General features: G+C 67.1%; 27 protein-coding genes. 13 read left to right on the top strand and 14 right to left on the bottom strand.

Translation table 11 applies throughout. From position 1 onward, the window contains the following. The 3 genes from QH195_RS06380 to pip form a co-directional block, all read left to right on the top strand. On the top strand, nucleotides 1–192 hold a 192-nt coding region (locus QH195_RS06380; RefSeq protein WP_280434676.1), incomplete at its 5' end, for a hypothetical protein. Then, on the top strand, nucleotides 189–1,481 hold the full coding sequence (locus tag QH195_RS06375) for an MFS transporter (RefSeq protein WP_280422676.1): 1,293 nt from the start codon (nucleotides 189–191) through the stop codon (nucleotides 1,479–1,481). The genes QH195_RS06380 and QH195_RS06375, both read left to right, overlap by 4 nt. 178 nt (nucleotides 1,482–1,659) lie before the next feature. Further along, nucleotides 1,660–2,631 (top strand): prolyl aminopeptidase, encoded by a 972-nt coding sequence (gene pip, locus QH195_RS06370; protein WP_280434675.1) that lies wholly within the window; start codon nucleotides 1,660–1,662, stop codon nucleotides 2,629–2,631. 148 nt (nucleotides 2,632–2,779) lie between these two features. On the opposite strand, the gene QH195_RS06365 is transcribed toward pip, so the two are convergent. The 4 genes from QH195_RS06365 to QH195_RS06350 are packed head-to-tail and all read right to left on the bottom strand — an operon-like array spanning nucleotide 2,780 to nucleotide 4,301. Next, a complete protein-coding gene (locus QH195_RS06365; protein WP_280434674.1) occupies nucleotides 2,780–3,133 on the bottom strand; it encodes a DUF6086 family protein in 354 nt (117 codons plus the stop codon). After that, nucleotides 3,133–3,444, bottom strand: coding sequence for a hypothetical protein (locus QH195_RS06360; RefSeq protein ID WP_280434673.1), 312 nt, complete (start codon nucleotides 3,442–3,444; stop codon nucleotides 3,133–3,135). Before QH195_RS06360 ends, QH195_RS06365 begins: the two co-directional genes overlap by 1 nt. Next, nucleotides 3,441–3,755, bottom strand: a complete 315-nt coding sequence (locus tag QH195_RS06355) for a WXG100 family type VII secretion target (protein ID WP_280434672.1) — start codon at nucleotides 3,753–3,755, stop codon at nucleotides 3,441–3,443. The genes QH195_RS06360 and QH195_RS06355 overlap by 4 nt, the downstream gene beginning before the upstream one ends. A 30-nt stretch (nucleotides 3,756–3,785) precedes the next feature. Further along, complete coding sequence (locus QH195_RS06350) at nucleotides 3,786–4,301, bottom strand: hypothetical protein (RefSeq protein ID WP_280434671.1); 516 nt, start codon at nucleotides 4,299–4,301, stop codon at nucleotides 3,786–3,788. 382 nt (nucleotides 4,302–4,683) lie between these two features. Between QH195_RS06350 and QH195_RS06345 the strand changes: the two genes are divergently transcribed. Beyond that, nucleotides 4,684–5,757 (top strand): ABC transporter ATP-binding protein, encoded by a 1,074-nt coding sequence (locus QH195_RS06345; RefSeq protein ID WP_280422669.1) that lies wholly within the window; start codon nucleotides 4,684–4,686, stop codon nucleotides 5,755–5,757. Between the two features lie 192 nt (nucleotides 5,758–5,949). Here QH195_RS06345 and QH195_RS06340 read toward each other — a convergent pair whose 3' ends face one another. Beyond that, the gene (locus QH195_RS06340) at nucleotides 5,950–6,447 is read right to left on the bottom strand and encodes a winged helix-turn-helix transcriptional regulator (protein ID WP_280434670.1); all 498 of its coding nucleotides are present in this window, start codon (nucleotides 6,445–6,447) and stop codon (nucleotides 5,950–5,952) included. A gap of 105 nt (nucleotides 6,448–6,552) precedes the next feature. Between QH195_RS06340 and QH195_RS06335 the strand changes: the two genes are divergently transcribed. Continuing rightward, nucleotides 6,553–7,722, top strand: coding sequence for a thiolase family protein (locus QH195_RS06335; RefSeq protein WP_280434669.1), 1,170 nt, complete (start codon nucleotides 6,553–6,555; stop codon nucleotides 7,720–7,722). 129 nt (nucleotides 7,723–7,851) lie between these two features. Here QH195_RS06335 and QH195_RS06330 read toward each other — a convergent pair whose 3' ends face one another. Genes QH195_RS06330 through QH195_RS06320 form a run of 3 tightly spaced genes read right to left on the bottom strand, consistent with a single transcriptional unit; the run spans nucleotide 7,852 to nucleotide 9,946 of the window. After that, nucleotides 7,852–9,126: an SGNH/GDSL hydrolase family protein gene (locus QH195_RS06330; RefSeq protein ID WP_280422666.1), complete on the bottom strand. Its 1,275-nt coding sequence runs from the start codon at nucleotides 9,124–9,126 to the stop codon at nucleotides 7,852–7,854. Beyond that, nucleotides 9,123–9,452, bottom strand: coding sequence for a hypothetical protein (locus QH195_RS06325; protein ID WP_280434668.1), 330 nt, complete (start codon nucleotides 9,450–9,452; stop codon nucleotides 9,123–9,125). Before QH195_RS06325 ends, QH195_RS06330 begins: the two co-directional genes overlap by 4 nt. Beyond that, the gene (locus tag QH195_RS06320) at nucleotides 9,449–9,946 is read right to left on the bottom strand and encodes a hypothetical protein (RefSeq protein WP_280434667.1); all 498 of its coding nucleotides are present in this window, start codon (nucleotides 9,944–9,946) and stop codon (nucleotides 9,449–9,451) included. The genes QH195_RS06325 and QH195_RS06320 overlap by 4 nt, the downstream gene beginning before the upstream one ends. A 73-nt stretch (nucleotides 9,947–10,019) precedes the next feature. Between QH195_RS06320 and QH195_RS06315 the strand changes: the two genes are divergently transcribed. Then, nucleotides 10,020–11,009: an o-succinylbenzoate synthase gene (locus QH195_RS06315; RefSeq protein WP_432278354.1), complete on the top strand. Its 990-nt coding sequence runs from the start codon at nucleotides 10,020–10,022 to the stop codon at nucleotides 11,007–11,009. Between the two features lie 11 nt (nucleotides 11,010–11,020). On the opposite strand, the gene QH195_RS06310 is transcribed toward QH195_RS06315, so the two are convergent. Next, nucleotides 11,021–11,551, bottom strand: a complete 531-nt coding sequence (locus QH195_RS06310) for a TIGR04338 family metallohydrolase (RefSeq protein ID WP_280434666.1) — start codon at nucleotides 11,549–11,551, stop codon at nucleotides 11,021–11,023. Between the two features lie 124 nt (nucleotides 11,552–11,675). Beyond that, entirely contained in the window at nucleotides 11,676–12,548 is an 873-nt protein-coding gene (locus QH195_RS06305; RefSeq protein WP_280434665.1) for a DUF2786 domain-containing protein, read from the bottom strand. Between the two features lie 226 nt (nucleotides 12,549–12,774). Between QH195_RS06305 and QH195_RS06300 the strand changes: the two genes are divergently transcribed. The 6 genes from QH195_RS06300 (at nucleotide 12,775) to QH195_RS06275 (ending at nucleotide 19,495) form a co-directional block, all read left to right on the top strand. After that, nucleotides 12,775–14,058, top strand: a complete 1,284-nt coding sequence (locus tag QH195_RS06300) for an ABC transporter substrate-binding protein (RefSeq protein ID WP_280434664.1) — start codon at nucleotides 12,775–12,777, stop codon at nucleotides 14,056–14,058. Nucleotides 14,059–14,206: 148 nt separating this feature from the next. Further along, complete coding sequence (locus QH195_RS06295) at nucleotides 14,207–15,133, top strand: carbohydrate ABC transporter permease (protein WP_280422689.1); 927 nt, start codon at nucleotides 14,207–14,209, stop codon at nucleotides 15,131–15,133. Next, nucleotides 15,130–16,017, top strand: a complete 888-nt coding sequence (locus QH195_RS06290; RefSeq protein ID WP_432278355.1) for a carbohydrate ABC transporter permease — start codon at nucleotides 15,130–15,132, stop codon at nucleotides 16,015–16,017. The genes QH195_RS06295 and QH195_RS06290 overlap by 4 nt, the downstream gene beginning before the upstream one ends. Before the next feature lie 62 nt (nucleotides 16,018–16,079). Further along, nucleotides 16,080–18,422: a transglycosylase domain-containing protein gene (locus QH195_RS06285; protein WP_432278356.1), complete on the top strand. Its 2,343-nt coding sequence runs from the start codon at nucleotides 16,080–16,082 to the stop codon at nucleotides 18,420–18,422. Nucleotides 18,423–18,601: 179 nt separating this feature from the next. Next, nucleotides 18,602–19,063 (top strand): GyrI-like domain-containing protein, encoded by a 462-nt coding sequence (locus QH195_RS06280; protein ID WP_280422660.1) that lies wholly within the window; start codon nucleotides 18,602–18,604, stop codon nucleotides 19,061–19,063. A 6-nt stretch (nucleotides 19,064–19,069) separates the two neighbouring features. Further along, nucleotides 19,070–19,495, top strand: coding sequence for a GyrI-like domain-containing protein (locus QH195_RS06275; RefSeq protein ID WP_280422659.1), 426 nt, complete (start codon nucleotides 19,070–19,072; stop codon nucleotides 19,493–19,495). A gap of 286 nt (nucleotides 19,496–19,781) precedes the next feature. Here QH195_RS06275 and QH195_RS06270 read toward each other — a convergent pair whose 3' ends face one another. The 4 genes from QH195_RS06270 to QH195_RS06255 all read right to left on the bottom strand — a co-directional run bounded on the left by QH195_RS06270 (nucleotide 19,782) and on the right by QH195_RS06255 (nucleotide 23,991). Continuing rightward, a complete protein-coding gene (locus QH195_RS06270) occupies nucleotides 19,782–20,870 on the bottom strand; it encodes an inositol-3-phosphate synthase (protein ID WP_280422658.1) in 1,089 nt (362 codons plus the stop codon). Further along, a complete protein-coding gene (locus QH195_RS06265) occupies nucleotides 20,863–21,423 on the bottom strand; it encodes a PadR family transcriptional regulator (RefSeq protein WP_280434663.1) in 561 nt (186 codons plus the stop codon). Before QH195_RS06265 ends, QH195_RS06270 begins: the two co-directional genes overlap by 8 nt. Before the next feature lie 247 nt (nucleotides 21,424–21,670). Then, nucleotides 21,671–23,266, bottom strand: a complete 1,596-nt coding sequence (locus QH195_RS06260; RefSeq protein ID WP_280434662.1) for a serine/threonine-protein kinase — start codon at nucleotides 23,264–23,266, stop codon at nucleotides 21,671–21,673. A gap of 23 nt (nucleotides 23,267–23,289) precedes the next feature. After that, nucleotides 23,290–23,991, bottom strand: a complete 702-nt coding sequence (locus QH195_RS06255) for a hypothetical protein (RefSeq protein ID WP_280434661.1) — start codon at nucleotides 23,989–23,991, stop codon at nucleotides 23,290–23,292. Between the two features lie 195 nt (nucleotides 23,992–24,186). Here QH195_RS06255 and QH195_RS06250 point away from each other — a divergent pair, with 195 nt between their 5' ends. Then, nucleotides 24,187–24,597, top strand: coding sequence for a DUF5318 domain-containing protein (locus QH195_RS06250; protein WP_280422654.1), 411 nt, complete (start codon nucleotides 24,187–24,189; stop codon nucleotides 24,595–24,597). Nucleotides 24,598–25,383 lie beyond the last annotated feature (786 nt).

The following is a 25,383-nucleotide window of genomic DNA, read 5'->3' as shown; positions in this document are numbered from 1 at the left end:
GGTGTGGTCAGCGCGTACGAGATGGCCTGGTATTCGGCCGATGCCTCGGTGATCGGTGCGACCACCGACAACGGTGCCCAGGTGGCGGGAAACCCCTCGAGCTCACCGGCCCACGCCTTTGTAATTCTACGACTTGCGGGCCCGCGGGGTCTTCTGACCCCGCGACTGCTTCATCCGAGGAGTTCGCTATGAAATCGCGTTGGTGGACAATCGCCATCATTCTGGGCCTGGTGGTGGTGAATTATGTCGATCGAAGTGCCATCTCGTTCGCGGCCACCGATCTGAAGGCCGAGTTCGGGATCACGCCCGGGCAATACGGCATCATCAGCTCCGCGTTCTCGATCGGCTATATGCTGTTCGCCCTGCTCTCCGGCCCGTTGGTCGACCGGTTCGGGTCCCGGAAAGTGCTCATGGTGGGCATGTTCATCTGGGCCGCGGCCACCGCACTGACCCCGTTCGCCGGTGGATTCATCGGCCTCATCCTGCTGCGCATCCTCCTCGGCGCCGGTGAAGCACCCTGCTTCCCGGCAGCGACCCGGCTCGCCAGCCGGTGGCTGCCCGCCCACGAACGAGGTAAAGCCCTCGCCCTCATCGGCGGCGTCGCCGTCTCCGGCAGCCTGCTCGTCGGCGGCCCGATCCTCACCCAACTGATCGCGCTCACCGGCTGGAAGGGCATGTTCTGGGTGCTGGCCGTGGCCGGCCTCGTCTGGGTGGTCGTGGCCTACCCGTTCCTGAAGAATTCGCCGAGCGAAGCGTCCTTCGTTTCGAAGGAGGAACTGGACTACATCCGGTCCGGGCAGACCGACGGCGAGGACAGCGGTCACGAGTCCAGCACCGACTGGGGCGAGATCCTGCGCAACCGCAACCTGTGGCTGGTCGGACTCGGCTACTTCGCCTGGGGGTTCATGTTCTGGGCGTTCATGTACTGGCTCCCGCAGTACCTGGAACACGAATTCGCCCTCTCCATCAAAGAGGTCGGCGGATTCTCGGTGGCGCCGTGGGCGTCCGGTGTGGTCGGCGCGCTACTCGGCGGCATCCTGGTCGACCGCGTGTACAAACGCACCCAGAGCATCCGCTCGCGATTCCTCATCATCGGGGTGGCACTCCTGCTGGCGGGCGCCTCGATCGTCCCGATCCTGTTCTTCCCCGGCAACCTCACCGTCGCCCTGATCTGCATCTCCGCAGGCGTCGGCTTCGGCTTCATCACCGGCGGCATCTGGTGGGTCGCCTCCATCGACGCAGCACCTTCGCAGCCCGGCACCGCCGCCGGTTTCGCGGACGCCTGCTTCGCCCTCTCCGGCATCATCGCCCCGTCGGTGATGGGTTTCATCGTGGGTCGCACCGGAACCTACAACGGCGGATTCATCGTTATGACCGCCCTGTGCCTGATCGGTGCCGCGGCCATGCTCTTCTTCACCAAAGAGCCGGAGCGCGCACCTCTCGGAACAGACCCGGAAGGTGAACTCACCCCCGCGAAGTAACCCACCCCGGCGTGCCCATCGCACGCCGAGCCGGACGGCACCGCGTAACCGATGAGGGGTTACCCGGCACCGTCACAACGAACTCCGGCGCCGCTCTCGCCCCTCCACTGAGAGCGGCGCCGGACTCGTACCCGGACGTAGTGCAGAGCAACTCCGGGCTTCGCTACCGTTGGCCGTTGTGCCGACTACACAGCCGCGACTGCCGTTTCCCGAGATCGAACCCTATGCGTCCGGGCTGCTGGATGTCGGCGACGACAACCGTATCTATTGGGAGACAAGCGGTAACCCGGTCGGGCGGCCCGCCCTCGTCGTGCACGGCGGCCCCGGGGCCGGCGGCAGCCGGGGCGGGCGCCGGACGTTCGACCCGGAAGTGTTCCGGATCGTGCTGTTCGACCAGCGTGGCTGTGGCGAGAGCCGGCCACACGCCGCGCTTCCATCGACCGATATGGCACACAACACCACCGAGCATCTACTCGCCGATATGGAGCGGCTGCGGAAACATCTCGGGATAAAGCGCTGGCTGCTCTACGGCGGCTCGTGGGCTTCCACCCTGATCCTGGCCTACGCGCAGCGGCACCCGGAGCGGGTCAGCGGGATCGTACTGGTCGGCGTGACGATGACCCGCCCGGAGGAGGTCGACTGGCTGTATCACGGCCTCCGGTTGCTGCTCCCGATCGAATGGGAGCGGTTTCGCGACGGTGTGCCTGCCGAGGACCGGAACGGAAACCTGGTCGAGGCGTATCGGCGGTTGATGGAACACCCCGATCCGGCGGTCCGCGAGAAAGCTGCCCTGGACTGGTGCACCTGGGAGGATGCGGTTATCGCGCACGAAGCACTAGGTGCGCCCGGCCAATACAGCGCCCAACCGGATGCCGCGCTGCTGGCATTCGTCCGGATCTGCACCCATTACTTCGCCCATACCGCCTGGCTCGACAACGGCCGGCTACTGCGCGACGCGCACCGGCTCACGGGAATACCGGGCGTTCTCATCCACGGCCGACTCGACTTGTCCGCCCCGCTCCGCACAGCCTGGGAACTCGCTCGCGCCTGGCCGGACGCCGAACTCCGGGTCATCGACGACTCGGGCCACACCGGCAGTCCGGCGATGAGGAACGCCGTCCTGGAAGCGGTCGACCGATTCGCACGCTGACATCGGTTCTCGCCTCGGAGCCGGGCTGGGCGCGGCGGCCGACCGGAATCGAATTCCGCGGCCGACCTTGCGGCCTCGGCCAGAACAACCCGTCTTCATTTCGGAAGCGGACAAGCGCCCTCCAGGTCGATCGAAATGCGAGTCCCTACTATCGCGCCATCGACAGATCCTGAGTACGGAGGATAAATTCCCGCTCCTCTGCCGAGGTCGGGCTGATAGCCCTGCCACCACGCTCGAGGACCACAATAGAAGGCGCCAATACGGACCCTATCAACCCTCTCAGAACGGGATGACTACTAGAAAAGTACTTTTCGTACATGGCGCGGACGAACAGCTCGAATTTATCGATATCGATATCCCAGAAATCCGATGCCATTGCCGTCATCCCTGTTTCGACTCCGAGGACTTCCGCAACATCCTGCGCCATCAGTGTATATAGCCTTCCAGCACGCAATGCCGGACTCCACACCGTCTCATCGTTTACGTCGAATATATAGCTCATTACGCCCATTCCAAGTGTATTTCAGCATCGGGATGTTTCGCACGCAAGTCACCAACAGCCTTCTCAACTGCTGCCTTGAACTGCGGATCCGCTCCTGCCTCTGTAAATTTGAGCCCTATCGGCGCCGTTTCGTGACCCGCAATACAGGAGACGGCCCAGTCCCTGCCGGGACCGGCGCTGCCGGCCATCGCGTTGGTGGTTTCCAGTCCTTTGAGCTGCTGGGCGTAGGCGGTGAAGAACGCGGTCGCTGCCTGGTTGACGATTGTGGCGGCTTCGTAATAGGTCGCCGGGTCGACGTTGATGAAGGTCATCGACCGTTATCGGGCCCGAGAACACGGGTCACGGTGTCGATGGCGGTGGTGTGGCGGGTGTGGGCGTCGACGGCGGCCTGCCGCATGGCGTCGACGCCTTCGCTCACGTCGGTGGCACCGGTCGACCACTGCCGGTAGGCGTCGGCTTGGGCGCGGGCGGCGTCACCGGTCCAGGTGTGCTGCAGGGCGTCCATGCGTTGCTGGAGACTGGTGAGACTGTCGTTGAGGAAGCCGACGAAGTTCGCAGCGCGGGCGGTGAGATCATCGAGCTGATCGAGGTCGACCTGAAAAGCTTGCGAATCGTCGGGCACGATGGATTCCCCCGGAGTGTGGCTAGAGGTTCAGCGATGGGTAGCTCTGGGAATTGGTGTCGTCTTGTTCGACGAAGGACGGGCCTCCACCACTTGTGCTGCGTCGGCGCGGGTGACGAAGCGCCCCAGGGAGCCCGGCTGCCCGGGCTGCGTGGTTTCCATCCACAGGGCGGGACCCGAGGCGGATGCGGGGTTCTCCCGCCACACCAGGTCGACGCGCCCACCGGACCGTCCCGCGAACCTGAGGAAGTGCCCGGCCACTGCCTCTTGCTTCGCAACCCGCAGCATGGCATCGGCCAGCGAATCCGCCCACGGCTCGGTGTCGGTGCGATAACGGTTACGGATCCGGACCTCGAGCATCGGTGCGGCAGGTCGCGCGGCCGCTTGCAGCAGCGCTGCCGCCAGATCCGTCCGATAGCCGCGGCCCGCGGTCAGCACCACGACCCTTCCCGCGCGTATCGAATAGACGAATGTCTTTCCCCGGGCACTGAGCGTTTCGATCAGGACGTCGTGCCGGCCGATCCGGGCCGATGAACGGAGCGTCACGCCGACCGTTCTGGACGAGTTCCTCTAGACGAGCGGCCGAACCATGGGGTGAGGCTAGCCGCCACGGCCGACACCGGCGTGCCGGACCGGGGTCCCGAAATCGCCCTCGGCCGCTGCGGCCGGCTCAGCGCCGATCGGCTCGGTCCGTGCAATGCCCGATCCGCTCGTCCTGCCCGTAACGGATCGAGGCGGCGCCGGCTGCCGGCTCACCCGCAGCGATGGGTGGACAGTGAATCGCCCGACTGGCACGATTTGCACCGAAAACCTACAGACCATGCGGAGCTCGGAAACACCAGCGGTAGCCTCTGACGCCATGACCACGCACATGTTGCGAGTTCGCTCCACTTCGCGTGTTCCAATCGGTGAAGGGAAGTGAACAGCCGTGGCCACGGTGACCTTTGATCGCGCCACCCGGCAGTATCCGGGTGCGAAGACGCCCGCTGTCGATCAGTTGCAGCTCGAGATCGCCGACGGCGAGTTCCTGGTGCTGGTGGGTCCGTCGGGGTGCGGGAAGTCGACGTCGCTGCGGATGCTGGCCGGGCTCGAGGACGTGACCGGCGGGCGCATCCTCATCGGTGATCGCGATGTCACGAGCACCGATCCCAAGGACCGCGATATCGCGATGGTCTTCCAGAACTATGCGCTGTACCCGCATATGACCGTCGCCGAGAACATGGGTTTCGCGCTCAAGCTGGCCAAGGTCAACAAGGACGAGAAGCAGCGCCGGGTGCGGGAGGCGGCCCGCCTGCTCGATCTGGAACCGTTCCTGGACCGCCTGCCGAAGGCGCTGTCCGGTGGTCAGCGGCAGCGGGTCGCGATGGGGCGGGCGATCGTGCGCGATCCGCAGGTGTTCCTGATGGATGAACCGCTGTCCAACCTGGACGCGAAACTGCGTGTGCAGACCCGCACCCAGATCGCGCAGCTGCAGCGCCGGCTGGCGACCACCACCGTCTACGTCACCCACGACCAGGTCGAGGCCATGACCATGGGCGATCGGGTCGCGGTCATGCGCGACGGCCTGCTGCAGCAGTGCGCCTCCCCCCGCGACCTCTACCGCGACCCCGCGAACGTATTCGTCGCCGGTTTCATGGGTTCACCGGCCATGAACCTGTTCACGCTCCCCGTGAGCGACGGGGAGGTGCGGGTCGGCGGTTACACCTTGCAACTGCCGAGGTCGGTGGCCGATGAGGCGGGCACCTCGGTGACGGTCGGAATCCGCCCCGAACATCTCGACGCCGGCGAATCCGGTATCGAGATCGAGGTCGACGTGGTCGAGGAACTCGGTTCCGACGCATTCATCTACGGCCGCCCCGCCGACCACACCGCAGGCGTCGAGACGATCGTGGCGCGCACCGACTGGCGCACTCCACCGGCCAAGGGCAGCCGCGTCTACCTCACCCCGGGCCCCGAACACATCTACTTCTTCGGCGCCGACGACGGTCGCAGGCTGAACTAGCCGGGAGTACTGTCGGCGACACTTCGGATTCCGAGCTCTCGACCGGACACCGAAGGCTCGCCGGCAGCGGTGGGCGCGGACTCCTCGACGTGCCGCCCGACTTCCCGGAGACCGGAAGAGCTGGGCTGACCGGTGAGCTCCACGTCGACCGGTCCCGCCGGGCGCAACGTGGCCGGCAACCCGTTCGCTGCCCTACTTACGCCGCCTGGCCGCGCGCCACTCGTCGTTGAGCCGTACGCCGAGCTCGTCGACGCCGATCTCCCGGCCGGACTCGCTGCGTACCTGTACCCGAACCGGGTCACCGGTGGATGCCTCGACCAGGTCCAGCGGCGGGGGGCCGGGCTGGAGGTAGGTGTTGCCCCATTGCATGAGGGCGAGTACTACCGGGAGTAGATCGCGGCCCTTGCGCGTGAGGACGTATTCGTGGCGGGTGCGTTTGCCCTCCTCCTGGTAGGGCTGCTTGGTGAACAGGCCCGCGTCGGTGAGTTTGCGCAGCTGACCGGATACCGCCGCGTCGGTGATGCCCACTCGGGCGGCGAACCCGTCGAAGCGGGTGGTGCCGTAGTACGCCTCGCGCAGGATGAGGATCGCCGATCGGGTCCCCACCACGTCCATTGCCAGCGCGATCGAGCACTGGTCCGGTTTCCACGAGTTCAGATCGGCCAGGGGGCCTTCCATCACGGCTGCCATGGCCTCATTCTATCGACTCTGGCTTGCCTCGACTCATGTCAGCCTCTACTCTGGCTTTAGATAACTTTAGCCAGAGTCGGTACTCTGGTGACGAAAGGAATCACCATGCGAGACGCAGTCATCGTCGATGCGGTCCGGACCCCGATCGGCCGGGGCAAACCCAGCGGAGCCCTGCACTCGGTCCATCCGGTGGATCTCATGGCGCACAGCCTGCGCGCCCTGGTGGAACGCACGGGGATCGATCCCGCACTTGTCGACGATGTGATCGGCGGGGTCGTCAGCCAGGTCGGCGAACAGGGTGTGAACATGACCCGCCGCGCCGCACTCGCCGCCGGTTTCCCGGAATCGGTCCCCGCCACCACGGTCGACCGGCAGTGCGGCAGCAGCCAGCAGGCCGTGCATTTCGCGGCGCAGGGTGTGATCGCCGGCGCCTACGACATGGTGATCGCCACCGGTGTCGAATCCATGAGCCGGGTCCCGATGGGTTCGAGCGCGCGGGGCGCCGACGATATCTCCGGTGTGGGCTTCGCGCAGCGCTACCCGGATGGCCTGGTCCCGCAGGGGATCAGCGCCGAACTGATCGCCGCGAATTGGGGCATCTCGCGAACCGAACTCGATGAATTCGCGCTGGCGAGCCACGAGAAAGCGGCCCGCGCTACGAAGAACGGACAGTTCGCCGCCGAACTCGCACCGATTGCCGGGCTGGACACCGACGAGGGCATCCGCACCGGTTCCACCCTCGACACCCTCGCGACCCTGCGCCCCGCCTACTACAACGAGGCGATGGCCGAACGCTTCCCGCAGATCGGCTGGAATATCACTGCCGCCACCGCCAGCCAGATCAGCGACGGCAGCGCCGCGGTCCTCATCACCACCAGTGAACGGGCCCGCGAACTCGGCCTACGGCCCTTGGCGCGACTGCACAGTTTTGCGGTGGCGGGCGACGATCCCCTACTCATGCTCACCGCGGTGATCCCCGCGACCCGCAAGGTCTTGGACCGAGCCGGACTCACCATCGGCGATATCGACCTGATCGAAATCAACGAGGCCTTCGCCTCGGTGGTCTCGGCCTGGACCCGCGATACCGGCGCCGACCCGGAGCGGGTGAACGTCAACGGCGGCGCGATCGCGCTCGGCCACCCGCTCGGCGCCTCCGGGGCCCGGCTGCTGACAACACTCGTCCACGCCATGCAGGACCGCGGTGCCCGCTATGGGCTGCAAACCATGTGCGAAGCGGGCGGTCTCGCCAACGCCACCGTCCTCGAACGCCTCTGAACATCCGCCCTCATCGCGCGAACAAGCGCAGATCAATTCAGCGCGCGCAGTGTCCGGCAGCCTCGATTCGAGCCTGCCGGACCGTGCGCGATCACGAACTGTACGACAGGTGGCTTTCGGGTCCCCGTCCTAATCGGGTGGCCCGATCAGGACGCCCGCGGCGGCGTCGGCCATCGCCGAATACCCTGCGGGCGCCGGGTGCAGGTGGTCTCCGCTGTCGAACCGCGCGGCCAGTGCGTCCGGGTCCGACGGGTCGGCGAGTACGCGTTCGAAATCCACGACGGCATCGAATTCACCGGAACCGCGAATCCAGGAGTTGACCGCGTCCCGGACTCGTTCACCGCGCTCGCTGAAATAGGGAGCTCCCCGGTAGGGCAGCAGGGTACCGCCGACGATGCGCAGGCCGCCGGCGCGTGCCATCCGGATCAGTAGGCGGTATTCGGCAATCAACTGGTCGGCGGTGACCTCGGGATTCGGGCGCATCCATGGTTCGTGCAGCTCACTCGCGCCGATATCGTTGATGCCCGAGAGCAGGATCACCGTGCCGATCCCCTCCTTGTCGAGCACATCGCGGCGGAACCGGGTCGCCGCGCGCTGGCCCACATACGCGGAATCCGACACGATTCGGTTCCCCCCGATCCCGGTGTTGAGCACGGCGCGCGGCCGGTCGGCCACCGCGAGCCGGTCGGCCAGCGCATCCGGGTAGCGATTGTCCATATCGGGCCACGCCCCGGCGCCGTCGGTGAGGGAGTCGCCGAAAACGACCACACCGTCGCGGTTCGGCGTACCGGAGACCTCGACGCCGGTCAGGTAGTACCACGACCTGCTGGATTCGGTGAACGCCGTGCCGTCGATATCGGCGCTGTGATCACCGATCGCCCGGTACGTGGTCGTATTGGCGAGGAAGTGGAAGGTGGCGGGACCGGTGGGCCGGCCGAGATACAGCGTCACGGTGAGCGATTGCCGAGCGTTGACCGGGTAGTCGATGGCGTCGCCGGTGAGTTCGGCACCCGGCGGGATCACCGCGCCCGGTTTGCCGCCGAAGAACAGCGGGCGCACCGTGCCCGAACGCACCGCCGCCCCTTCGGCGGCGTGCGCGATGGTGGCCGCCGCGATCGGCAGCGGACGATCACCGAAAAGGTTGGACAGGGTGATCCGTACGGATTCTCCGGCGAGGGTGGGGCGCACGGTCTGGCGGATGGTGTGACCGGCGAAGCCGGCGGCCGACCAATTCGGCCCGAGCACATCACCGGCGGGTATCTGCGCCGCAGACCAGCTGTCGAGCCAGGTTTCGGGCGGTCCGCTCGATCCGGACGCACCGACGTACAGCACCGTACCGGAGACAGTCAGCAGGACTCCCAGCAGAGCCGAGAGCACGATGGTTCGTACTTTCCGGATACTCATCGGCGCACCGGCTCCTCGATGCGCCGGGCGATACCGTGCGGCGCCGGCGCGTCGAGAAATCCCCGCGGTGCGAATGCCTCGGCGGCCGCCGGAATCCCGGTATGCACGGTCTCGGTCTCCACGAGAGCGGTCGCCGCAGCGACCGCCATGAGTGCGGAGTCGCGGTAGAAGTCGATGCCGCTCGGTACCACTCGCACGGTCACGCCGTCCGTGCCGATCGCATCCGCCACGAAGTCGTGTCGGACATCAGCGGTCGGCGACGGCCCTTCCGGCGGCGTTTCACCGAGGTCGTGGGTCACACCGCCCACGGCCACCTGAACGTTCACGTCGAGGTCTCCGCTCGCGAAGCGAACCCGGGTGTGCCGGGAACGGTCAGCACCGGTGCTTGCGGGAATTCCGTCACCGCGGTCTCCTCGGTGTCGCCGGGGAAAAGCATCGTGGTGTGCATGTCGAGGGGGCCGTGCCGCAGCCCCTCGTCCCGATAGTGCCAGCCACCGCTACGGAACCAGTCCAGACTCGCCAGCGGGGTCCGCGCGCTCCCTCGCGATCCTTCGCCACCGCTCCTGGTCCGGTGGCCGATCACGATGTCCGTCGGCCCATCGGCCTGCCGGGCGGCCAGGTTGGCAAGCAGATCGCCGGACAGATTGCTGTCGATGATCCCGGGGATCGCTGCCGCCCCCACTTCACGGGCGGCCGTGCCGAAATCGTCGAAGGCCCGCGTCAACCACAATTGTTCACCCGAAAGGACCACGAAGTGGGCGTCGGCGGCTATAGCGGCCCCCGGCGCCGATGTTCCGTGTCCCAAATGCTGACAGCGCATCCACGGCATGGTTAGGGCGTATCTCTCGGCCGGTCTCCGGACAGGGGACAACCGCCCTACTAACGTGAGGACGGTGACCGAGCTGCCCGAGATCGACTCCATCACCGTCTACGCGATTCCGATGCGGTCGAAATTCCGGGGGATCACCGTGCGCGAAGGTGTCGTACTACGCGGGCCGCGGGGGTGGGGTGAATTCTGCCCGTTCCCCGAATACGACGATCACGAAGCCGCGCAGTGGCTGGCCACCACTATCGAGCAGATAGGTGTGGGCTGGCCGGAACCTGTGCGTGACCGGGTGCCGATCAACTGCACAGTCCCGGTGGTCTCGCCGGAACGGGCGCACGATCTCGTCGCCGGTTCGGGATGCCGGACGGCGAAGGTGAAGGTCGCCGACCACCCCGGCGCACTACCCGCGGATCTGGCACGAGTGGAAGCCGTACGGTCGGCGCTGGGGGCCGGCGGCGCGATCCGGGTGGACGCGAACGCGGTATGGGATGTGGATACCGCGGTCCGGAGTATCCGTGAGCTGGACCGTGCCGCAGGTGGTTTGGAGTACGTCGAACAGCCCTGCCGGACCATCGAAGAACTCGCCGAGGTCCGTCGCAAGGTGGATGTCCCGATCGCCGCGGATGAATCGATCCGCCGCGCGGAAGACCCGTTGCGGGTAGCTGTCGCCGGCGCGGCGGATATCGCGGTGATCAAATGCACACCGCTCGGCGGGGTCCGGCGGGCGTTGGAGGTGGCCGAGGCGGCCGGACTGCCGTGCGTGATCTCTTCGGCGCTCGAGACCAGTATCGGGTTGTCCGCGCAGCTGGCACTGGCAGGCGCTCTCCCGGAATTGGACCACGCGTGCGGGCTGGGCACGGTGACTCTGTTCGAAGGCGATCTGGTCGCTGATTCACTGCGCCCGGTGAACGGCTGCCTGCCGATCCCCCGAACAGCTCCACAACCCGACGCCGCCCTGTTGGAGAAGTACCGGCACCCGGACCCCGCCCGCACCGCCTGGTGGACCGACCGCCTCGCCCGAGTATGGGCGATGTCGGACCCCCGAACCGGCGAGTGAACGAAAACAGTTCAGGCGAGCGGTATACCGCTGTCGTGCAGGGTGATACGCAGCAGAAAACCGGCTTCCGGACCGAGAACACCCTCGACCAGTTCGACGTATCTGCCACAGAATTCCGGGCCGTGCGCGGCGACCGAATCCGGGTGTGGTTCCAGGTGGTGTGCGATTTCGTGCAGTACCACCAACTCTCGCAAAGCCCACGGCGCACCACCACGGCGCGAGCTGTTGCCGTGGATCGGCACGGCGAGCACACCGCGCCCGGTTTCGTAATGAGCCGCAACCGTTCCGGCCCGGGCACGCACCCGGATCGGTGCCGCGGCCCGTTCCCATTTCGCCACAACCCAATTCAGCGCCAGGACGCGATCGCAGTACTGCTGCACCGATTCGACGGAGGCGAATTTTCGTTCCACCGGGAGAGTCAGGCGCGAACCGTGGACTTCGACTGTACGGCGGCCGAATTCGCCGGCTCGATCGAATACTCCGCGGACCAGCTGTTCGGCGTCATAGACCTCGGCGCGCCGGTTGTCCCGCACGACCGTCAAACCTCACGCCACACTGATCCGGCGGACCGGGCGGCGACCGAGCGCGCAAGGATATCGGGGCGGTCTCCAGTCGCCCGGCCGGGCGGCATTCCGGCATTATCCTCCCGGGTCCGGTTGCGCGACATCATGTCCCGCCCGAGCCCTCGAGCCGGCCACGCGCCGCGTCCAGTTCCGGCGCAAAACCCAGCCGAGCCGCCCGACCGGCCCGGTCTCCCGCCCGCCGGGCATCCGGCGCGTAGCCGGTAGAGGTGTGCGGACCCCGCCACGTGCCACGAGCTTCGGAGTTGCTGCTGTAGAAATCCGCCAGCTCGAGCGCCTTGCCGCGTAGGGCGAGCGCGGTCCCGGCGGCCTGTTCCTCGGAGATCGGCTCGGCGGCGTCCACATCGCGCGTCGTGGCGACCCGTTCGACCTCCGCCTTGGTCTCGGCCAGGCGCGCCCCGACTCGCGCCGCGAACGCCATCTGGAAATTGAGCCGGGCGGTGACACCGGCCACCGGCACCCGGACAACTCGGCGCACCCGCCGCCCGCGGCGCCGTTCGACGACCACCTTCTCCATCGTCGCCGACCGGTAGGCGCCGGATTTGATATACCGATCCGACGCCTGCACCATCTGCACCAGCAGGCTGGAGTACAGCGCCTCGCAGACATCGATATCGGCGGCGAACCCGTACGCGTACACCTGAGTGGAGGTACGGGCGACATCACAGCGCACATCGTTGGCATCGGCGATGGCCACGAACAACTGGACGTAGGTACGCAGACCTTTGCGCCCCGGCTCGCCGATCGGGATCATCCGCTGGACGAGAGTCGCGCCGCGCTCCCGGTCCCGGGTGTGCGTCCGCGCCACCGCCAGGTCGATCGACGAGCGGGTGGCCAGGCGCTGGGCCGCGGCCAGGAACGCCTCGGCCTCGTGTTCGTTGTCGGTGGACTCGGCTTGGCGCAGCAGTCCACCGATCCTGGTGAGCAGGCGTTCGGATACTGCGTTCGGGGCGGACATCGCGATCCAGCCTAATCCCGCCGCCGGCCGTCACGTCCGAAGGGCGGGATCGGTGGAGAGGCAGCACACCGTACGGGTGCAGCCAGCCTACCTGTGGTTTACCAGCATTCCGGGCCGGCCGGGCAGTGAGCCGGCCTGCTTCGCCACAGGAGTACCCCACACGCGACGTTCACACCATGTATGTTGCCTTGTGCTGCCGCTCACGTATCGACCCTGGAGTTCCGCGATGGCTTTCAAGAAGGTGCCGTCTCTACGCGCCGCGCTCGTACTTGCGCCGATCGCGCTGCTGACCGCGACCTTTGCCACCGCATGCAACACCAGTGATACCGATGAGCAGCTCAGCATGAACCAGGACGGCCGCGGCCCGATCACCTACGTGGAGGGTAAGGACACCACCGAAACCGGTGCGGTGAAACAGCTGATCGATCGCTGGAACGCCACCCATCCCGACGAACAGGTCACCTACAAGGAGCAGTCCAACGACGCCTCCGCCCAGTACGACGATCTGGTCGAACATATGCGGGCGAAATCGCCGGATTACGACGTGGTGGCCCTGGACGTCCCGTGGACCGCGGAATTCGCCGCCAAGGGCTGGATCCAGCCGCTGGAGGACCGGTTCGCCATAGACACTGCCCCGTTGCTGTCGCCGCCGGTCGCCAGTGCCACCTACAACGGCACGCTGTATGCCGCGCCCCGCAACACCAACGGTGGCCTGCTGTTCTACCGCAAGGACCTGGTCCCCACCCCGCCCCGCACGTGGTCGGAGATGCTGGCCAGCTGCCCGATCGCGCGGGCACAGCAGATCGGCTGCTATGCGGGACAGTTCGCACGATACGAGGGTTTGACGGTGAACGCCGCCGAGGTGATCAACGCGTTCGGTGGCACCTTCGTCGGAACCGACGGGCGCACTCCGACGGTGAACAGTGCCGAATCGCGAGCCGGACTCCAGCAGTTGGTGGATGCCTATGAAGTCGGCGATATTCCCCGGGAGGCGGTCGAATTCCAGGAACCCGAAAGCGGCGCGGCCTTCAACCAGGGCAAATTCATGTTCCTGCGCAGCTGGCCGTCCACCTACGGAGACGCCTCATCGGAATCGTCGCTGGTGAAGGATAAATTCGGCGTGGCGCCACTGCCCGGCGAAACCGGTATCGGCGCCTCCACACTCGGCGGCTACAACGCCGCGATCAGCGCGTACTCCGAGAACAAGGCCACCGCACTGGATTTCCTGAAGTACCTGATCAGCGAGGAGGCGCAGCACATCATCGCCTCCGGCGCACTTCCCCCCGTACGGGCTTCCACCTACGACGACCCGGCGCTCATCGCCAAGATGCCGTACCTGCCCGCCCTCGAAGATTCCATCGCCAACGCGGTGCCCCGACCGGTCACCCCGTTCTATCCGGCGGTGTCCAAAGCCATTCAGGACAACGCATATGATGCCCTGACCGGAACCAAGTCCGTGAACGACGCGATCATCGGCATGCAGAAGGGTATCGAGACAGCCGGATCGTAGTTACTGTTCAACCGGACCCGGCGAGCCAGGAGAGAGAACGGTGTCGGATCCTTCCGGAACGGACGCGCAGGCGTCGGTCCGTACAGATGAGCCCGCGAACGCAGCGCGAACCGGCGGGACGGCCCTGAAGTTGCGCGACGAAGTGCGGATGACGGGCAGGGCGTGGCTGTTCGTCGCGCCGGTACTGATAGCCCTCGCCGTGGTGATCGGGTATCCGGTGCTGCGGGCGCTGTGGATGTCGTTCCACTACGACGATCAGCTCGACGTCGTGACCGGCCGCTTCACCGACAACGGGGAAAGCACCTTCTACAACTACCTGCACTGGCTGGTCGGCCAATGCCAGGTGATCACCGGCGGTGTCACCGAATGCCCCACCGGCAACCTGGGCTCCGAGTTCTGGGGCGCCGTCGGGGTGACCCTGTTCTTCGCCGTGGTGACGGTGACCCTAGAGGTCGCGATCGGCCTCGGAATGGCGATCGTCATGGGCAAGACGTTCCGGGGCCGGGCGCTGCTGCGCGCGGCGGTTCTGATCCCGTGGGCCATCCCCACCGCGGTGACCGCGCGGCTCTGGGAGTTCATGTTCCAGTACGACGGCCTGGTCAACACTATTTTCGGCACCGAGATCCTGTGGACCTCCGACGCCTGGCCCGCACGCTTCGCGGTGATCGCCGCCGATGTGTGGAAAACCGCGCCGTTCGTGGCGCTGCTGCTGTTGGCGGGCCTGCAGATCATCCCGAACGATGTGTACGAGGCGGCCCGGGTCGACGGCGCCTCGGCATGGCAGCGGTTCACGCAGGTGACGATGCCGTTGCTGAAACCGGCGCTGCTGGTCGCGGTGCTGTTCCGCACCATGGACGCACTGCGCATGTACGACCTGCCTGCCATCATGACCGATAACCTGCCGGCCACCCGGACCTTGTCGGTGTTGGTGGTCGAGCAGACCCGGCAGGGTCCCAACAGCGCGGCGGCGCTCTCGACGATCACCTTCTTGTTGATCTTCGCGGTGGCCTTCGTCCTGGTGAAGGTACTGGGCGCGAACGCGGTGCGGACGCAGGAAGAGCAGCGGAAGGCATGACCGCGGTGACTACACAGCAAACCGGCACCCCCGCCCGGCCACGTCCGTCCTGGCGACGCCGGCTCGGCTCGGCGCGCATCTACGTGGGCGCACTGATCGTGCTGCTCTGGGGACTGGGTCCGTTCTATTGGATGGCGGTGACCGCGTTCCGCGACCCCGCCTACACCTTCGAACCCACCCCGTGGCCCACGCATCTCACCCTCGACAACTTTCGCGACGTCTTCGACACCAGCCGTGGCAACGACTTCGGTAAGGCGCTGCTCAACAGTGTGATCATCGGTGCGGCCAGTACCGCGATCGCGCTGGTGATCGGTGTGATGGCGGCCTACGCGCTGGCGCGGCTCACCTTCAAGGGCCGCTATCTGGTGTCCGGCGTGATCCTGAGCGCTTCGATGTTCCCCGTGGTCGTCCTGGTGACCCCGCTGTTCCAGCTGTTCACCGATATCGGCTGGATCGGCAAGTACCAGGCATTGATCCTGCCCAATATCTCCTTCGTACTGCCGCTGACCGTCTACATTCTGGCGTCTTTCTTCGCCGATCTCCCGTGGGAGCTCGAGGAGGCCGCCCGGATCGACGGCGCCACCAAATTGCAGGCTTTCCGGCTGGTGATGCTGCCGCTGGCGGCACCCGCGGTGTTCACCACCGCGATCCTGGCGTTCATCGCCGCCGTCAACGAGTACCTGCTCGCCCGTGTGCTCTCCGGTCGCGACACGGAACCGGTGACCGTGGCCATCGCGCGTTTCTCCGGGAACAATCCCCAGGTGGAACCCTATGCGGCGATTATGGCGGCGGGCACTCTGGTGACCGTGCCGCTGGTAATTCTGGTACTGGTGTTCCAGCGACGCATCATCTCCGGACTGACCGCAGGCGGGGTCAAAAGCTGATCACTGGGTATCCTGGGGTCGGGCGGTGGTGCGCCTGAGTTTTTCCGACGCTCCGGGAGGAGATGATCGTGAGCTCGTTCCGACCCCCGCGTGGCCACAACACTCCCAGATCGCCGCAATACCCATCGCTCGCCGGTTGGAACCAGCTCGACACCGGTGTGCGACCTCGGCCGCCCCGGCCCCCGCAGTACCACCGCCCGCCCCGCAGCCGGGGCCAGCGGATTCGCCATCTGCTGCTGTGGCTGTTCGTCATCCTGGTCGCCGTCCCCGCACTGCTGGTGGCGCTGGTGTACTGGAGCGCGGAGATCCCGGCGGCGGGAACCGTGCCCGTGAACCAGACCGCCACCATCACCGCCTCCGACGGCACCACGGAGCTGGCCAAGGTGGTGCCCCCGGAGGGCAACCGCACCCCGGTACCGCTGGAACAGGTGCCGGTGCACGTACGCGATGCCGTGCTCTCCGCCGAGGACCGCAATTTCTACGACAACCCCGGTTTCTCCCCCACGGGCCTGCTGCGCGCCCTACGCGACAACGCCCTGGGCCGGGCCGATGCCGGCGGCGGGTCCACCATCACCCAGCAGTACGTCAAGAACGCTTTTCTCGGCCCCGAACGCACCGTGAGCCGTAAGGCACACGAGCTGATCATCTCCGCCAAGATGGCACGGGAGTGGAGTAAAGACGAGATCCTGCACTCCTACCTCAACACCATCTACTTCGGGCGCGGCGCCTACGGAATCGAAGCGGGTGCGCGGGCCTACTTCGGCAAACCCGTCGCCGAACTGTCCGTTGCCGAGGGCGCGGTACTGGCCGCACTCATCCGCTCCCCGTCCGGGCTCGACCCGCAGACCAGACTCCCGCAGCTGCTGCAACGCTGGAACTATGTCCTCAACGGCATGGTCGCCATGGGTTCCCTGGCGCCCGGTGAACGCGGCACGGTGGTTTTCCCGCCCACGATCCCACCGCCGGTATTCGACGAGAACATCGTCGAACGCGGTCCCGAGGGGCATATCAAGGCCCAGGTGCTGCGTGAACTCGCCGCCGCCGGGATATCGCAGGAAGAGGTGAACACCGGCGCCCTCCGGATAGTCACCACGATCGACGCCAAAGCACAGGAGGCCGCACAGGCAGCCGCCACCGGAAGCCTGGAAGGGCAGCCACCGGAACTGCGGAGCGCGGTGGTATCCATCGACCCACGATCCGGCGCGGTACGCGCCTACTACGGCGGCGCGGACGGTATCGGATTCGATTTCGCCCAGGCGCCGGTACAGACCGGTTCGGCGTTCAAAACCTTCGCGGTGCTGGCCGCGCTGCAGCAGGGCATCCCGCTGTCCCGCGCGTTCGACAGCGCGCCGGTGGACGTCAACGGCGTCGACGTGCGCAATGTCGAGAACGAATCCTGCGGGACCTGCCCGCTCTCGGAAGCATTAAAACGCTCGCTCAACACCAGCTTCTACCGCCTCACCCTGGCCATGAACAACGGCCCACAGGCCATCGCCGACGCCGCCCACCAGGCCGGGATACCGCACGACATTCCAGGAGTACCGGGACAGTCGCTGACCGAGATGGGCGCCGAACCCATGCCGTCCATCGTGCTGGGCACCTATCTGGTCCGGCCGCTGGATATGGCCTCCGCCTATGCGACCATCGCCGGCGCGGGCCGCTATCACCAGCCGTATTTCGTGCAGCAGGTGGTTCGCGGCGACGGCCGGGTCCTGCTGGATCGCAGCAGCGATCCCGAGCAGCAGACCGGGGAACAACCACCGCCCTCCGAACAGCGCATACCTCCGGATATCGCGGCCCGGACCGCCGCGGCCATGCTGCCGATCGCCGACTACTCCAACGGCCACGGGCTGAGCGGGCGCCCGTCGGCCGCCAAAACCGGCACCACGCAGCTGGGCGACACCGGACAGAACAAGGACGCCTGGATGGTCGGTTTCACGCCCTCGCTGTCGACCGCCGTATGGGTCGGCACCGAACACAACCTGCCGATCATGACGGCCGGCGGCGGCCGTATCTACGGCTCCGGGCTCCCCGCCGATATCTGGAAACAGACCATGGACGGGGCGCTCGCCGATACACCCGTCGAGCAGATCGGCAACCCGGCCGCCGCGCCGCCGGCACCGGCGGCCGCCCCGAACCAGCCGCCGTCGGGCAACCCGTACGACATCCTCAACCCGCCGCAGCAGCCGGAGCCGGAACCGCAGCAACAGCAGCAGCCCTTCATCGTGATCCCGCCTGCTTCCGAACCGTATGTGCCCGAACCGGAGTACGAACCCGAACCCGCGCCCGAGCCCGAACCGCCCGCCCCCGCACCACCGATCATCGCGCCGCCACCGCCACCACCTCCCGCGCCACCGCCGCGAGTGGTCGAAATATTGCCCGGCGTTACCGTTCCGGTGCCGTAATCCACGGATTTCCGCTCGTGATACCGGCGAAGGAACGGTCGGCATGGCAGCATCGTTGGCCAGAGTGAGATGTCGCCCATCCGACCGACCGGCACCGGGCCCACGCTCGTGCCGGGACGGGCGTGCGGGAGGATATGCGCTGGAGCGACGACGGATGACGAGACATAGGGGCTACGCCGGTGGAATTCAATGTCGTTGACCGCCCGGAAACGCTGGTGGCGGGAATGGTGCTTCGCAGCCCGGCCCTCGCTGTGGAAGGGCCGCGTCGTAAGAAAGTGGAGGAGGCCTGGAAACTCAATCTGTCCCGGGCCTTACCCGGACCGCCCGCCAGTGCGTTCGTCGATCATGCCCCCGAGATCAATTCGTACCTGACCCATATCATCGGCTACCGCTGCCGTAGCCTCGACGATCTCCTACCGGGGGATGTGCTCGCCCGGATCCCGGCCGGGCGGTACGCCCGGTTCACCCTCAGCGGCGAGGATCTCGGTGAAACCATCGTGACCCTGTGGCGCGCCATCTGGGATGCCGAAGCCGCCGGCCGTCTGGTGCGCTCCTATACCGGGGACCACGAACGGTATCCGGACGAGCGCACGGTGGAGGTTTTCGTGGCAATGGCAGAAGACGATTCGGCGGGCAGGTAGGAAGCTGTGGATTTCGAAATTGTGACCCTCGACGGGAGCATGGTCGCCGGGCTGACCGTTCCGCTGGCCGGCCGTGAGGTAACCGCCCGCGATCTGGATCTGGTCAACTTCACCTGGGATCGGTACCTGAGCCGGGAGAAGGAGGTGCCCCGGGTCGCCGCCTACATCGGCCAGGACGATCACGCGGTGGCGGTTCTGGGCTACGAGGTCACCGGCCTGGCCGATCTGGACGCCGGCGATGTGCTCACCCGGGTTCCGGCCGGTCGCTACGCGAAATTCGTGGTCACCGAAAAACCGTACGATCTGCTGCGCACTGCCTGGGCCCGAGTGCGGGAAGCGGAAAAAGCGGGCACGATCACCCGATCCCACACCGCCGAACTCGAACGCTACACAGGGCCCACCTCGGTAGAGGTCTACGTATCCCTGGACTGAGTCACATCCACTCGCGGCCCATACCCGCCCCACCGCGTCCGGCATCCGCGCGAACACTCGACCCCAACGCAACCACGTCGACGCCGAGTTCAGCGAGGCCCTCGCAGTACACATACGAACCCCGACGCAACCAACGGTGGTGCCGAGTTCAGCGAGGCCCTTGGAGGTTTTGGCCCGTCCCTGCTGTCAGTGCTCGATGCGATGCGGCGCAGCCGCGAGTGTCGAGTGCTGACAGCAGGGACCAAGGGGGGCCAAAACCCGCGCCGACGGAGTCGGCGCCGAAAATTCAGCCGATGATGAAGGTTTCCAGCTCGGCACGGGCGACGTCGTCGGCCATCTGCTTCGGCGGGGACTTCATCAGGTACGCCGACGCCGGGAGCACGGGGCCGCCGATTCCGCGGTCCTTGGCGATCTTGGCGGCGCGTACCGCGTCGATGATGATGCCCGCGGAGTTCGGGGAGTCCCACACCTCGAGCTTGTACTCCAGGTTCAGCGGCACATCACCGAACGCACGGCCCTCCAGCCGGACGTAGGCCCATTTGCGGTCGTCGAGCCAGCCGACGTGATCGGACGGGCCGATGTGCACATCGCCCGCGCCCATCTCCTTCTTCAGGTTGCTGGTGACCGCCTGGGTCTTGGAGATCTTCTTGGACTCCAGGCGCTCGCGCTCGAGCATGTTCTTGAAGTCCATATTGCCGCCGACGTTCAGCTGCATGGTGCGGTCGAGCTGCACACCGCGATCCTCGAACAGTTTCGCCATGACCCGGTGGGTGATCGTCGCACCGACCTGGCTCTTGATGTCGTCGCCGACGATCGGCACACCCGCGGCGCGGAACTTCTCGGCCCATTCCGGATCCGAGGCGATGAACACCGGCAGCGCGTTGACGAAGGCCACGCCGGCGTCGATCGCGCACTGGGCGTAGAACTTGTCCGCTTCCTCGGAGCCGACAGGCAGATAGGAAACCAGCACATCGACCTGGGCGTCCTTCAGCACCTGCACCACGTCAACGGGATCGGATTCGGCGAGTTCGATGGTTTCGGCGTAGTACTTGCCGATGCCGTCGAGGGTCGGGCCGCGCTGCACGGTGACACCGAGCGGCGGCACATCGGAGATCTTGATGGTGTTGTTCTCGCTGGCGAAGATCGCCTCGGACAGATCGAAGCCGACCTTCTTGGCGTCCACATCGAAGGCGGCGACGAACTGCACGTCGCGCACGTGGTACTGGCCGAACCGCACGTGCATCAGGCCGGGGACCGTCGCCGTATCGTCGGCGTCCCGGTAGTACTGCACGCCCTGCACGAGCGAGGAGGCGCAGTTGCCCACACCTACGATGGCGACGCGAACACTGGACTTATTGGTGTCTCCACTACTCATGGCCGGTATTTCCCTCTTTCTGTGGTGCCGCCTTCGTCGATTGCTCCGCCGCAATCAACTCGTTGAGCCAGCGCACTTCGCGCTCGCTTGATTCGAGTCCGAGTTGATGGAGTTGGCGGGTGTAGCGATCCAGCGAGCCACTCGCCTTCTTGATCGCCTCCCGCAGCCCCTCTCGGCGCTCCTCGACCTGGCGCCGCCTGCCCTCCAGAATCCGCATCCGCGCTTCCGCGGGGGTGCGGCTGAAGAAGGCCAAGTGCACGCCGAAGCCGTCATCGGTGTAGTTCTGCGGACCGGTATCGGCCAGGAGCTCGCTGAACCGCTCCCGGCCCGCCGGAGTCAGCTGGTACACCCGCCGGGCACGGCGAGTCGTCACCATGCCCTCGGGAACCTCCTCCGCGATCAGCCCTTCCGCCTGCATACGTTTCAAGGTCGGATACAGCGATCCGTAGGAGAAAGCCCGAAACGCCCCGAGCAGGCCGGTGAGCCGTTTCTTCAGCTCGTAGCCGTGCATGGGCGATTCCAGGAGCAGCCCGAGGATTGCCAGTTCGAGCACCGGGCTTCACCCCCTGACTTCCGTACAGACCTAACCAATGGATGCGATTACAAACTATATCGGAGCGATATAACCATTCATAGTGCAGTCCGCTACATCACAGGCAGCGGCCGGGCAGCATGACCGACCCGGAGCAGGGGTTCTCCCTGGCAACCCGGGGATGCAGAACAATGAGTTCCCACGCGCGGCGAGCCGGACCGGGAGATCCGGCGGCGCAGCCGACCGGTAGCAACTTCCGGTCGGGATGTCAGTCCGCGGGAAATACTTGCAGCGGTTCGCCGGCGAACGAGACCGACAGATGTCCGGTACCGCCCGCGGGATCCTCGACGTAGATATCGATCACGGGTCCGGCATCGGCCGGCGCGATCAGCTCGAAACCGATTCCGAGGTGTTCGACCGCACCCTGGTCCAGACGCACCGAAGCCGGAGCTCCCGCCAGTACGGCGGCCAGCGTCTTCAGGTCGATATCGGCCAGGTCGATCGTCCGGCCCTTCGCCCAGCTGGGCACCGGGCCGCCCAGCTCGTCGAACCCGTCCCCGTCGAAGCGGAAGTTGCGGGGACTGCCTTTGTCCAGACGCTGGACGAGCAGAAAGTCCGGATAGACGGTGGCGGTGTCGATAACGGTATCGCCGAACTCACGGCGGTAGTGGTCGATGAAGTACGCCATCCCGTCGGCAGTCACCAGGTTCGGCAGCGCCGCGGTTTCCGGACCGGTCTCCGCGACGGCGGCGACGCCGACTGCCGATTCGTCCCGCGCCACGAATCCGGCCCCGGCGCCGAGCGCGGCGGCGACCGCCAGCACCACCACCGGTATCCACCAGCGCCGCGCCCGGCCGGCGCCACGAAGAACCGCGGCACCGGCAATCTCGGCGCCGCCCGGTCCGCCCGGTCCGCGCGGCACCGGGCCGGGGCGAGGCTCCGGCGGCGGCTTCGCAAATATGGTGCTCGGGGCAGCGGCAAGCGGGACCGAGGGCGCTGCTCCGGTACCGGTGCGATGGCCCGCTACCGTCTCGAGCGCCTGGATCGCGGCCTCGCTGAAGGCGCGGCACGAGTCATAGCGTTGCGCGGGATCTTTCGCCAGCGCCCGCGACAGCACCGCATCGATCGCCGGCGGCAGGGTCGGAACACGCCCGGAGGCCGGTGGCGGTGGGGTGTGCAGATGCGCGCTGATCACTGCGGCGGCGCTGTCCATGGCGAATGGCTTCTCACCCGTGAGCAGGACGAACAGCGTGCAGCCCAGAGCGTAGACATCCGCGCGGTGATCGACCGGACCACCGGTGAACTGCTCGGGTGCGGCGTACGCCACCGTCGCTATCACCTCACCGGTGCGGGTGAGATCGGTGCCTTCGAGCGCCAGGCGGGCGATACCGAAATCGGTCAGCAGCGCACGTTCCCCGAACTCGCGATCGGGGTCCGGGGTGACCAGGATATTTCCCGGTTTCACATCGCGGTGCAGCATCCCGTTGCGGTGGGCGTGGTCCAGGCCGCGGGCGGCGTCGTCGATGATGCGTGCCGCGCGGCGCGGGCCGAGATCCGCCGCCCCGACCAGCGCAGCAGCATCGGTGCCGGGCACATACTCCATCGCGATCCACGGCTGACCGTCAGCGACTCCACGGTCGTGGACGGTGACGATATTCGGATGTTTCAGCCGGGCCGCGAGATCGGCCTCCCGGTCGAATCTGCCGCGGAACTGTGGGTCGTCCAGGTGGTGGGCGGGGAGCAGTTTCAGCACGTCCTGGCGGGGGAGCCGCGGATGATCGGCGAGGTAGACGACTCCCATCCCGCCTGCGCCGATCCGGCGGACGATCCGGTAGCCGGCGACGCTCGCCCCGGGTTGCAGCATTGCCCGAGACTATCGCGGCGCCACTACCCCTCGAACGGCCAGACCCGCAGAATATCGCCGGTCGGGCCGACCAGGAGCCATCCGCTCTCGTCGAAGGAATTGGAGACGTAGATGCTGACCGCGGGAACACCCTCGAACGGAGAGAAGTTGTTGACCGCATAGTTCATATGGGTGACCACCCCGTCGGGAACCCGGGCGGCCGCCGGGGCATCGGCCAGCACCCGGCCGAGCGCGCCGGTATCGAGTGCACCAAGGTCCACGGTCGGGGTGTCGACCGAGCGGGTGGTCAGATCGGCGGACTGGTTGAAGCCGCCTCGGTAGTCGTAGCTCACCGAGCGGTTCGGTTGGCCGGGTACCGCACGTTCGACATCGCCGTACTCGGGATGCAGCCCGACCTCGTCTGCCACCGTATCGCCGAAGCGCTCGCGGTACTCGGCGACGAACTGGGCGAGCCCGGGACCGCTGACCAGATTCGGCGGGTCGAAAACCAGCGGCTCGGGTTCATCCGGGACCGGCCCCGGCACGGTTGTCGTTCCCGGCGCGGTCGCCGATGCCGCCGGGGGCGGATCGACCGGCGTGGAACCGGCGCCGCGGCTGGTGAGTGTGTAGGCGGCGAACGCAGTCGCCAGCGCAGCCGCGGTGAGGACGGCGAAATACCGGCCGGAAAGGCCGGAACCGGCCGTTCCGGCACGGACCCGAATACGACCCGACCTCGCTGCTGACACCAGCGAATACTACGTTGCGCAGGGCTTCTCGGGACGGCCGCGGTTCCGGCCTGTGGTGACGGCCACTCACCCGCCCGCACCGCCCGGAAGCCGTTGTCGCAAATGCGCCAAAGTCGGAGCCGAATCGCAGACGTCCGGAACCCGGATCCAATCACGCCGCGGGCGGCAGCAATACAACACGGCTACTCTGGGGGCGTGCGAATTCAGCGGCAAGTGGTGGACTACGCGCTCCGGCGCAAGTCGCTGCTGGCTGACGTCTATGCGGGCCGTGTCGATGTCGCCGAGGTATGTGACGCCAATCCCTACCTGCTGCGTGCGGCCAAATTTCACGGCCGGGGGAGCGAGGTCACATGCCCTATCTGCCGGAAGGAACAACTCACTCTCGTATCCTGGGTCTACGGCGACGGCCTGGGGCCGATCGCGGGTTCTGCGCGCAGCCCGGAAGAGCTGGTGCGCCTGGCCGAGTCCAGAGAAGAGTTCTCGGTTCATGTCGTCGAGGTGTGCCGGACCTGCAGCTGGAATCATCTGGTGCAGTCCTATGTACTCGGGAAGACGCCGCAGGGGCGGTCGCGTTCCCGGGTGAATCGGCGCACCGCCGCGGAATGAACCCGCCCGGCCCGATGATGGTGTTCGTGCCGAGTGCCGAAGGGCATCGGAGCACGGGCCCAGCAGACCGATACGAGCTTTGGAGACCTTGTCAGTGACTTCGCCCTACGAGACCCCATCCGGCGATGATCCGCGCGGTGGCCGCGGCCCGCGTGGGCCGCTGCCGGGCCGGGAACCGCAGCAGCGGCCGGGGTCACCGAACCGCGGTCCCGCCCCGAACGCGAATGCTCCCCGCCCGGGGCCCGGTGGACGGCCGCCCGGCCCGGGGGGCCCCGGTGTCCCCCGGCCCGGTCCGCGCCCCGGCCCCGCAACCGGGCCCCGGCCGGCCGTCAACGGCCCCCGCCCGGGACCGGCAGGCCCACGGCCGCCCGCCAACAGCGGACCGCGCCCGGCGGTCGCCCCTCCGCGCCCCGGTCCCGACGGTCGGCGTCCGGGACCCAACACCGGCGGTATGCCACCGGGCTCCCGGGGTCCGCAGCCGCCGCAACGGCCAGGTCCTCCGCCCGGTCCCGTGCCCGGACGTCCGCCGCAGGGTCGCCCGCAGCCGCCCAATCAGCCGACGCAGCGGATGGGCCGGCCGGGTGAGCCGGGCCCGCAGCGCGGTGAACAGGGCACCGTGAAGATGCAGAATCCCGCCGGGTCCGCGGAAGCCACCCGGCGTGAACGAACCGCGACCGGGGGCGGGGCGGGGGGGCCGCCCCGCCCCCACACAGGGGGGCGGCGCGGCCCCCCCGCCCCCCCGCCCGGCCCCCACCCCCACCGGGCCCCGGGCGGCGCCCCCCCCCC

It is taken from the genome of Nocardia carnea (assembly GCF_029868855.1).
Lineage (GTDB): Bacteria > Actinomycetota > Actinomycetes > Mycobacteriales > Mycobacteriaceae > Nocardia > Nocardia carnea_A.
Note: the sequence above shows the minus strand (reverse complement) of the source record. Positions and strands in the feature narration are given on the sequence as shown.